The organism is Rheinheimera sp. (genome assembly GCF_020217005.1).
GTDB lineage: Bacteria > Pseudomonadota > Gammaproteobacteria > Enterobacterales > Alteromonadaceae > Pararheinheimera.
The window spans coordinates 1-10,000 of record NZ_JAIWOI010000172.1 but is presented as its reverse complement, the minus strand read 5'-3'; the positions used below and the strand labels follow the sequence as shown (position 1 = coordinate 10,000).

Genomic DNA, 10,000 nt, shown 5'->3' with positions numbered 1-10,000 from the left:
CGGCTGGATGGGGCGGGCTTGGCGGCACAAATACAGTCAGGCACTGGCAATAAACATAAAGGGCAGCGAATAACACGGCTACCCCTGGCATTAAATACCCTGACCGTTTTTTGTAGTTCGCGCTCACGCAGCGCCATCACTGAATTGATATGAGACACAAGACTTATCCTTGATTGCCGCAGACACTGCGCCTGCTCAGGCGGCGGCATTGTACTGAAGCTAATAAAGCATTGATACCCTTTAGTTGACAGCCTCAGTATTTTGAGTGGCAATCAGGTGAAAGTTCAACCTGGCTGCGGCTTAAAGTCCGACGGATATAAAAGATGGAAGCGCTGGCTTTGTGGGTATGGAAATACATCTTCGACTATGCCATCACGAATGCGTTGTTGCTTTTGTTGCCAATAGAGCGCGTCCATCAATTCCGGATGACTTTGGATCAGCATCTGTCGTATATCATTCTGTGCCGTGACATAAGTGGTAATTTGCTCCGGGAAGACATCACCGGGCCCAACTGAATACCAGGGCTCGTTACTTAACATATCGTCATAGTTATCGGTTTTTGGAATAAAGCGGAAATTAACGTCCAGCAAATACTGTACTTCGTCATAGTCATAAAAAATTACCCGGCCATGGCGGGTCACTCCAAAGTTTTTTAATAACATATCGCCGGGAAAAATATTGGCGGCGATCATATCTTTCAGTGCCTGGCCATAGTCAGCCATCATCTTGCATTTTTGTTCGTAACTGGCCTGCTCTAAGTACAGGTTCAGTGGCAGCATGCGCCTTTCGATATACAAGTGTTTAATAATCACCAGATCGCCTTCAAACTGCATCGAGCCTGCTATGCTGTGCTGTAATTCCGCCAGCAACTCCGGGCTGAACCTACTGCACGGCAACGCCACATCTGAATACTCCATGGTGTCCGCCATCCGGCCAACCCTGTCGTGTTTTTTGACCAGCAGATACCGGGCCTTGACCGTGTCGCGGCCAAACTCTTTGGACGGTGCAAACTTGTCACGAATGACTTTAAATACATAAGGGAAAGAGGGCAGGGTAAACACCATCATCACCATACCTCTGATGCCAGGAGCTGCCACAAACTGATCGGTGGACTTCTCCAGGTGAGTCAGCAGCTCACGGTAGAACTCGGTTTTACCTTGTTTATGCAGGCCGACTGACGAATACAATTCGGCTAGGGTTTTATGTGGCAGTAGCTCTTTGAGAAAATGCACCAAAGCTGATGGCACGGTCATTTCGACCATAAAATAAGCGCGGGAAAAGCCAAAAATGATGGTCATTTGTTGTGGATCTGTGATCAGGGTATCAACATAAATTCCCTGATCGTTATCATGCAGCAGCGGAATAATAAAAGGCTGCTGCCCGTCAGGCGTGACTACCCGGCCGACAATGTAAGCCGCTTTATTGCGAAAAAACAGTGACTTTAAAATGTCAAAACGCACCAGATGCACAGGAAAATGACCATGACTGGATTGACCCGCAAAGGTGCGTACCAGCAATCGAATATCGCGCTCTAAATCAACAAAAGGGACTTGCAGATGAAAACTTGCAACTATGGCTCTGATGCTTTGTTTTAATCCATATTGAGCCGGAAAATAGCTTTCATAGACAGAGGCGACCGGAGCTGGCAGGCGTTGTTTACTTAAGGTTGATTCGACAAATATGTTCTGATTATGGAAGTATTTGCGTTCATACAAACGGCAGAATACGGAGTTATAGAAGGTTTCAGCCAACTCAGCCTGTGGATGAAATAACAAATACTGCTGGTACTGTTGTTTTACCTGTTGCCACAGGCAGTCATTGAGTTCTGTCCCTGTCAACTTTTGCTGTAACAAGTTCAGCGTTTCATTCACCCTTAAGTCGTAGTAGGAAATCCGCTCTGAACTGATACGTTGCAACTCAAGCCAGTTTTTTTGTGCAAAACCTTGTTTGGCTAACGCTGTGATTTTTTGAAACAAACCAAAATGACGGCGGAAGCCTTTTAAAATAAGATCAGCTATTTCTGTAGCCTGCAGCATAAAATTCGATCCTGAAGTACCTTAGTTTAGAAATAACTGAAATCCGACCAGATATCAATTGTCGTTGCTTTTAAAGTCTTCAGGTTGAAACCAATACCTGCCATCCGTCACTGGTGTATCAGGGCTTAATAACGGATTTTTAATGTTGATCCAGGGATCTGAGCTTTGATGCTGAAGCGGAAATACATGCCGGGTCAGTTCCTGTTGTTGCATATGCTGAAGCAATTCTCCGTCATTAATCATTTGCTCCAACCCTTGTTCAATCCAAAGCGCCAAAGCCTCATTGGTTTTACGGGTAAAAAAGTACACGGCAAAAGGATAATGCAGCATCAGGTTGTTGTACCGCACTAATTCCGGATACAAAAAGCGGCGTTTTTCCAGCTCGATCACACCTTCATGTAAACCCCGTGGGAAATAATCACAACGCCCGGCGACTAATTGTTTGAAGATGTTTTCGTATACAGGCGCTTCTTCCACTTTTAAACCCGACTGACGCATAATGTCGATATCAGGCCAGAATGCTCCCTGGCAGGCGGTGAATTGTTGTAATTGCTGCAGGCTTCGGACTGAGTTAAATTTTGCGACTGAGTCTTTGCGTAAAATAAACTTACGAAAACCCATCAGACCACGTTCCAGTGGAATACGAATAGCACGAAATTCCTGCTCTTTGGCCAGATCTGTGCCAACCCAAAACACATCCAGCGATTCGCCTTTGGCTAACTCACGCAAGGCCCGGCCTTGTTCCATGGCAAAAGTGGTTTTCAGCTCCGGTACTGTGCGACCCGCAGCGGCTTTGGTCAGGGCTTTTTCTAATAAACTGGTGTAATACTGGTGATTAATATCAAATTCAGAGCGGGGTTTAGGGATCAGCAATGTCTGGGGTGTACTGGCCTGTTCAGCAACAGCGATCAGGGAGTAACACAACAAACCAGCCAACAGCGCAACAGACCACTTCATTCTAACCCCTCACTATCAGCTTAGACTGCACAATGTACCGGATCAGCAGTGAACTGCAAGTCTGTTGTGTCGGGCTTTGCCATCAATCATGGCTTTTTGCCGCAATCGTATTCAGCCTTGTGCTCTGTGGTACAGCGATAGACTATAGAACAAAGAACATAATGACAGGGTGGCGCAGCTGTGAGGTATGTAATCTGGTTTTTTATTTTTGCTTTAGGTCTGACAACAGAGGTGGCCGCAACACCACAAGTCAGCTCGGGTTCTGTGGTACAACTGAAAGATTTTAAGTCTGACTATATTGGTAAACGCACTATAGATATCTGGTTACCTGAAGGCTACAGCGACCAGGGCCAACAAAAGTATGCGGTACTCTATATGCAAGATGGGCAAATGCTGTTTGATGCTAAAAACAGCTGGAATGGTCAGGAATGGCGGGTGGACGAAGTAAGTTCAGCCTTGCTGAAACAAAACCAGCTGATCCCATTTATTGTGGTGGCTATACATAATGCCGGAGATAAAAGGCACAGTGAGTATTTTCCGCAGCAGCCTTTTGCCAGCTTGGGCACTGTTGAGCAAAAGCAGTTGTATCAACTGGAGCGCAGTCCTGGGCAAAAATTATTTGCCACTGCTGTGTATTCCGACTTGTACCTGAGTTTTCTGGTCAAAGAACTGAAACCTTATATTCAGCGTCATTTTTCTGTGCACCAGAGTAAAGAATACAACCTGCTGATGGGTTCCAGCATGGGCGGCCTGATCTCGCTGTATGCTCTGCTGCAGTATCCGGATCAGTTTGGTGCTGCCGCCTGTTTATCTACCCATTGGCCTGGTATTTTTCAGCAGCAGGACAACCCTGTGCCTGAGCAGTTTTTAGCATATCTGCGGCAAAAGCTAAACCCGGACAGTCGAAGCCGTTTGTATTTTGATTATGGCGATCAGACGCTGGACGCCTGGTATCCACCATGGCAACACAAGGTGGATCAACTGCTGCAACAACAAGGTTGGCCGGAGGGGCAGTGGCAAAGCAGGTTTTTTCCGGGAGCTGATCATTCTGAACACGCATGGGCGAACAGGCTGGAGCATCCACTGCGGTTTCTATTGGGAAAATAACAATAGTTGTTAGAAAATGGTGTTTAATATTTAATTTTTTTGTAATTAAGTTAAGCTGTCAGGGAAAACAATTTTTTCGGCTTAAGGACAAGTTATGCTTGAAACGAATTTAATAGTTACTGGCGCTCTGGTTGTGGCGGTGCTGATACTGATTGGCAAAACAGTGATCATATTGCCGCAAAATATGGCCTATATCATTGAAAGGTTAGGGAAGTATTATGAAACCCAAACCGCAGGTCTGCAGTTCGTTATCCCATTTATCGACCGGATCGCCTACAAGGTGTCGTTAAAAGAAAGCGCTATCGATATACCAAGTCAGTCGGCCATCACCAAAGACAATATCAGCCTGACGATAGACGGTGTGTTGTATATCAAAGTGATGGAACCCTACAAAGCTTCGTACGGCATAGATAATTATGTGTATGCGGTGATCCAGCTGGCGCAGACTTCGATGCGTTCTGAAATAGGTAAGCTGGATCTAGACAAAACCTTTGAAGAGCGGGACAGCCTGAACGTTAAAATCATTCATGCCATTAACCAGGCATCTGCAGCCTGGGGCGTGCAGGTGATGCGCTATGAAATCAAAGATATCAATCCTCCTGCGTCAGTTCTGGATGCGATGGAAAAACAAATGCGGGCTGAACGGGAAAAACGTGCTTCTATTCTGGATTCTGAAGGTAAACGTCAGGCCGCAATCAATATAGCTGAAGGTGATAAGCAGGCCACAGTACTGGCGGCTGAAGCGGAGCGTGAACAACAGGTACTTAAAGCCGAAGGTGAGGCACGCTCTATTGAGTTGGTGGCCGAAGCCAAAGCCAAAGCCTTAACCATGATAGGTCAGGCCGCTGCGACAACCGAAGGTCAGGCGGCCGTATTGTTGGATCTGGCAACTGAAGCTATAGCTGCAAAAAAGGCCATAGCCCGTGAGTCGACAGTGGTATTGATGGACAATGATAAATCTTCAGCGGGAAACACTGTCGCTGAAGCTTTAGGTGTAGTGGCTGCTATTCAAAAATCCGGAACTCTGTCCTAAGGAGACTTAATGGAGCTGAATCTGCTTTCTGGTTTGCTGTTATTAGCCTTGTTATGTCTGGCTTTATTGCCTTTTGCTATTCCTGGTGTACTGGAGGTGCTGCTGGCACTGGCCATAGGAGCTTTTATCAGCGCCGCTTTGATGTGGTTTGGCTGGTTGCCGCAAGACACCAGTCTGGTTTTGCTCAGTCTGGCCATGCTGACGGCATTATCAGCAGTGCTTTTATGGAAACCATTACGTAAATTGCAAAAAAACGGTGTTCGGTTACAGGAAGATCACGCCATTTCCGATTTTGTTGGTACAGAGCTAATACTCACAGAGCAGGCTCATAAAGATATCGATAGCCATATTCAGTTTTGTGGCCTGGAATGGCGGGTTCGTCTTGACCCGGCAGATTTGGCTACAGTGCTGGATCCAGGTCAGACCGTATTAATAAGCTCTGCCAGCGTTGGTTTTTTGCTGGTCAGAAGCAAACCAGCTGACTCGCTATAACGCCGGATTTTAGCTTAACCTGAAACCCTGCTGTTCAAAATCAATCAACCACTGGCTAAATCTGGCAAATGGCATAGGTTTAGCCAGCAGATAGCCTTGCACAGCGTCTGCGCCTAAGCGACGGACAAACTCCAGTTCTTTCAGGGTTTCTACACCTTCCACCACAGTATAAAGTTGCAGCGATTTTCCCAGCATTACCGCGTACCGCAGTACCGTATCGTCATTTAACCGCACTGCCTGACACAGCAAATCCCGGTCAATTTTAAGCTCACCCAAAGGCAATCCTTGCAAGCGGGCTAAAGAAGATTGTCCTACGCCAAAATCATCCAGTGAGATCCTGATATTGGACCTTTCCAGTAGTTTTAATGCCTGTTCTGAATCTTTGACCAAATCAACAAAGGCTGTTTCTGTCAGCTCGAGTTGCAATGGCACAGTGGAATAACTGGTGCTTTTTACCGCTTCTATCACTCTTGAAATCAAAGCGGCGTTTCGCAAATCCAGCGGCGAAATATTCATAGATAAACGTATGTTGACGCCGGCATCTGCAAGTTGTTTTTGCAGCAGCAGGGTCTTGTTCAGTACCCATTCTGTCACCTGACTAATCATTCCTGTCTGTTCGGCCAGCGGAATAAAATCAATAGGCGAAATTTGGCCCATTTTAGGGTGATACCAACGGATCAGCAGTTCACCTGCATGGATCTTTTGTTGCTTCATATCCAGAATAGGCTGCACATAGAGCTCTAATAAGTCGTCTTGCAGGGCAATATTGAGCTCTGACAATAAGTGAATGTGTTCTAAGTTTTGCTCAAGATACAAAGGCTCGTAGGGCAGGTAATCTCCTGATCGGTCAGCATGTTCTATGGCTGCCAGTGCTAAATCCAGTGTATCTGACGCTCTGGCACAATCAACAGGGTAATGCACCGAGCTGTAAACAGTCCCCAGATCAAGTTGCAGGTTGTCCACTTTGAGTGAGGCATCCAGTTGGTAACGCAGCTGCTCAAACTGAGAGCGAAAGTCTGTTGGTGCAATAAGTACCACATAGCTGTCACGCTCCAATGCAAATAATGCCGGATACCGGGCTTCGGTCTGACGTTGTTGTTCGCCCCAACGTTTCAATAATTTACTAAAGCCTGTGATGGTATGGTTCGCTTCTTCCACGCCCAGGGCGCGTTCAATTTGGCGAAAGCGCTGATGTTCGATCATGACCAGATAAAAATTACTATCTCTTTGTTCATCCAGTTGTTCTAGTCGGTTCAGCAGAGCTCTTTTATTGGGTAAGTCGGAGACAGGTTCTGTCAGCGCCAGTTGCAGTGCTTTTTGCTGCATAGATTGAATATGTTGCTGCTGGTCCAGAATTTGTTGTTGAAAGGCAATTTTCCGGTTTTTTTCCAGATGCATATTTTGCAGCATGGCAAAAACAAAAAACATTGCAGACAAAGCATTTCCTATTTCCATCGCTGAATTGGTGAGCATCACCGCGGGTAAATAGCCTTTGCTGCGCAATATCATTACTGCGACTCCGGTGAGCATAGTCAGCAAGGCCAGCGAGAAAAACAGTGCATTGGCGTGACGTTTGTACAACAGCCAAAAACTGGCTAATAACATCATGCTGCCAGTCAGTGCAGTCAGTTCTATGCCTACTTTTTTAAGCCAAAAGACACCAAGCCATGGACTGGCCAACAGTAATAGGGCGCTGAAAGCTCGGATCAGTTGAAATGGCCACATTAACCAGTCAGGTGTCTCGGAACTGCGGAAAAAAGACAAGACAAAACTGGCTGCAAACACAGAACCCAGCACTGCACCATATTCTATCACCAGGTTGTATTCAGGCGACTCTGGCCAGACATAGGCAAATAACAGGCCGTTAATCTCTAATTGAATTAAAACGACAGTTAAAAACATGCAGGAGAATGCCAGAAAATAACCGTGACGGTAAATCAGATAAAAGCCTGCAGACAGCGCGATCAGGCACAAAAAAATACCGCTGAACAGACTGTGGATAAAGACAGCCAGATGCTCCTGCTGCTCCATCTCCAGTGTGCTGCTACGTTGCAGTGGCAGCATATTCGCCCCCTGATTACTCACCTTCGCAATAAGCCACAGATCTTCTGTGCTGGCAGGCACCAGAATCACAAAGTTCAGCGTAGGCAAAGGCCTGAGTTTATAAAGCTGTTGATCGCCCAGTTTGTAGCTCTGCATCAGATTTAATTGTGGATCTAGCAAATAGAGTTCTAACCGGTCCAGAAATGGGGCTTGTACAGATAAAGCTGTCTCTGAGTCACTGGCTTTTAGCCGGGTTTTATACCAAAAGTCTTTCTGCTGATAACCCAGACTGGCGGTCGAACTTGGTAACTTTTGCCAAAGATCCGCAGGCTGGAATAGCAGTTGTTGGAGCTCGGAGGTTTGTTCAGTCACAGGAAAATAATAGAGATCATTAATAGGTTTTAACATTTGTTGCGGCAATAGATGAACCAGCATCAAAGCGCAGAGCAATAACGCACATAAGGCCAGAAAAAATAAAGTTTTGAACAAAGGGTTTTGGCGCAAGGTCATAACAGCTCAAACAGAAGGTTTCTGCTTTAACCTTAGCTGGCAGAATGACAGATGCAACGCGAAATTTGATAAATTTAGTAAATATTCCGCAGTTAAAAACTCTGTTCGAATTTATTGAACAGCATCATCAGTTTTTATTGCTTTTTTTTTGAGCTATAGACGCAGATACTTGCGCCACAGATTGATCTGCTGTCCGAAGTGATCCCCAGCAGAGCCACTAGACCTTTGGCCACTTTTGTAGTTAAGGATGGGTTGATCAAGGTTCGTTTTATCAAGAGGACTTTTTATGCGAAGCCACACCAGAGCAAAAACAATAGTCGTAGCAGCACTGACCAGTATTTTATTATTGTCTTTGTCTGGCTGTTCACAGAAACAGGCGTTAAACCCAGAGGTGTGGCAACAGCAATTAAATTTACCTTCGGTACAGCATTCCACAGAAATCGCCAGGACATTATCTTCGAATATTGACGAAGTTAGTTTTGACTGGCTGGATCAAAAAAGAAACCGAGTTGTGCCTGCTCTGCTGTTTAAACCAGCTCATCAGAAAAAGGCGAAAGCGCTCATTGTATTTTCCCATGGGCTTGGCGGCTCTAAGGAACGTTACGCTTATTTAGGGCAATACTGGGCCAGTCAGGGTTATGCCAGCTTGCATGTGCAGCATGATGGCAGCGATCGCAAAGTATGGCGCGGTAACAGACTGTTATTGCCTTTTCGCTTAATGGATGCCGCGGATGAAACCGAAGCTTTAGCAAGAGTTCAGGATGTGAAGTTTGCGCTGGACCAGATTTTAGCTTCCGAATATGCGGCGGATTTTGATCAGCAAAACATTATGATGGCAGGGCATTCGTATGGAGCCAACACCTCCATGCTGCTGAGCGGTGCCGTAGTGGAACAGGGCGGCAAGTTGATCAGCCTGAAAGATGACAGAATTAAAGCCGCCATCTTAATTTCCGCTCCACCTTTTTATAACGATCAGCCTTTAGAGCAAGTGTTGGCAGAGGTGACTATTCCAACTTTGCACATCACCACTACGGAAGATGAAATTAAAGTGCCAGGTTATTACTCCTCTCCTGCCGACAGATTTGAGCTGTACTACGCTATGGCCAGTAGCTATAAAGTACTGGCAGTATTTAGTTCTGGTAGCCACAACATTTTTTCTGGCTGGCGCCGCAGCGAAGACACTGCACCACAGCAGCAAGTGATAAAAGCAGCGACTCAGGCTTTGTCCAGCGCCTTTATAGAACAAGTCACCACTGGCGATGGCCGCGCTATGAGTCAATGGGCTCGTGAACATCAGGCCGTATTGTCAGATTTTATCCGCTCAGATTTAGTAGCGGTATTGAATTAAATTCAGGTTAATGCATGTTGGGGACTAAGCTGGTCCCCTAACAAAGTCGCGCCCAAATGCCCCACTTTGACATAAATCAGCGCGCCTTCGCTGCCGGTAAAAGGCTGGTGTTTACTCCAGCGGGGGCTGCGTATCCAGCTGCCTTTGGGGTAACATCCAAACTCGTCCTGAAACACACCTTCGAGCACATAAATTTCTTCACCACCGGCATGCACATGAGGCTGAAATTGGGTGTGTGGCGCCCAGCGCACTAAAGCAGTGTTGATGCCATCAAATTGATGTAAAGGTAACACCTGTAAACCAGGCACCAGACCAGGTTGCCAGCGCTGTTGCTCAGGCTTGATGCAAAGCTGCTCTGTGTCGCCTTTGCTAAATTGCCAGAGCTTTACCAGTAATAAGCAACCCTCTTTGGAAAAAGGAGCATGTGAAGTGCCGGGTGGGTTACGTAAGTAAGTACCAACTGGGTAATCGCCA

General features: G+C 46.2%; 8 protein-coding genes. 4 read left to right on the top strand and 4 right to left on the bottom strand.

Features of this window, described 5'->3' with window-relative positions:
• Positions 1-284 precede the first annotated feature (284 nt).
• Together aceK and LDL40_RS08430 are read right to left on the bottom strand one after the other, a co-directional pair.
• Positions 285-2,036 carry a bifunctional isocitrate dehydrogenase kinase/phosphatase gene (gene aceK / locus LDL40_RS08435; protein ID WP_300994828.1) on the bottom strand — a complete coding sequence of 584 codons (1,752 nt, stop codon included), beginning with the start codon at positions 2,034-2,036 and terminating at the stop codon, positions 285-287.
• 54 nt (positions 2,037-2,090) lie between these two features.
• The gene (locus LDL40_RS08430) at positions 2,091-2,993 is read right to left on the bottom strand and encodes a hypothetical protein (RefSeq protein WP_300994827.1); all 903 of its coding nucleotides are present in this window, start codon (positions 2,991-2,993) and stop codon (positions 2,091-2,093) included.
• Between the two features lie 180 nt (positions 2,994-3,173).
• Between LDL40_RS08430 and LDL40_RS08425 the strand changes: the two genes are divergently transcribed.
• From LDL40_RS08425 to LDL40_RS08415, 3 genes are all read left to right on the top strand, one after another.
• The gene (locus LDL40_RS08425; RefSeq protein WP_300994826.1) at positions 3,174-4,100 is read left to right on the top strand and encodes an alpha/beta hydrolase; all 927 of its coding nucleotides are present in this window, start codon (positions 3,174-3,176) and stop codon (positions 4,098-4,100) included.
• A gap of 94 nt (positions 4,101-4,194) precedes the next feature.
• The gene (locus LDL40_RS08420) at positions 4,195-5,133 is read left to right on the top strand and encodes an SPFH domain-containing protein (protein ID WP_300994825.1); all 939 of its coding nucleotides are present in this window, start codon (positions 4,195-4,197) and stop codon (positions 5,131-5,133) included.
• A gap of 9 nt (positions 5,134-5,142) precedes the next feature.
• Entirely contained in the window at positions 5,143-5,625 is a 483-nt protein-coding gene (locus LDL40_RS08415; protein WP_300994824.1) for an NfeD family protein, read from the top strand.
• Between the two features lie 9 nt (positions 5,626-5,634).
• Here LDL40_RS08415 and LDL40_RS08410 read toward each other — a convergent pair whose 3' ends face one another.
• Positions 5,635-8,178 carry an EAL domain-containing protein gene (locus LDL40_RS08410; protein WP_300994823.1) on the bottom strand — a complete coding sequence of 848 codons (2,544 nt, stop codon included), beginning with the start codon at positions 8,176-8,178 and terminating at the stop codon, positions 5,635-5,637.
• Between the two features lie 286 nt (positions 8,179-8,464).
• Between LDL40_RS08410 and LDL40_RS08405 the strand changes: the two genes are divergently transcribed.
• Positions 8,465-9,526, top strand: coding sequence for an alpha/beta hydrolase (locus LDL40_RS08405; RefSeq protein ID WP_300994822.1), 1,062 nt, complete (start codon positions 8,465-8,467; stop codon positions 9,524-9,526).
• Between the two features lie 2 nt (positions 9,527-9,528).
• On the opposite strand, the gene LDL40_RS08400 is transcribed toward LDL40_RS08405, so the two are convergent.
• Positions 9,529-10,000: cupin domain-containing protein (locus LDL40_RS08400; RefSeq protein ID WP_300994821.1), on the bottom strand; the 472-nt coding region annotated here is incomplete at its 5' end.

Coding starts and splice junctions, on each gene's coding strand:
- LDL40_RS08410 (WP_300994823.1), bottom strand. CDS start 8,178: ATGACCTTGCGCCAAAACCCTTTGTTCAAAACTTTATTTTTTCTGGCC.
- LDL40_RS08420 (WP_300994825.1), top strand. CDS start 4,195: ATGCTTGAAACGAATTTAATAGTTACTGGCGCTCTGGTTGTGGCGGTG.
- LDL40_RS08405 (WP_300994822.1), top strand. CDS start 8,465: ATGCGAAGCCACACCAGAGCAAAAACAATAGTCGTAGCAGCACTGACC.
- LDL40_RS08415 (WP_300994824.1), top strand. CDS start 5,143: ATGGAGCTGAATCTGCTTTCTGGTTTGCTGTTATTAGCCTTGTTATGT.
- LDL40_RS08430 (WP_300994827.1), bottom strand. CDS start 2,993: ATGAAGTGGTCTGTTGCGCTGTTGGCTGGTTTGTTGTGTTACTCCCTG.
- aceK (WP_300994828.1), bottom strand. CDS start 2,036: ATGCTGCAGGCTACAGAAATAGCTGATCTTATTTTAAAAGGCTTCCGC.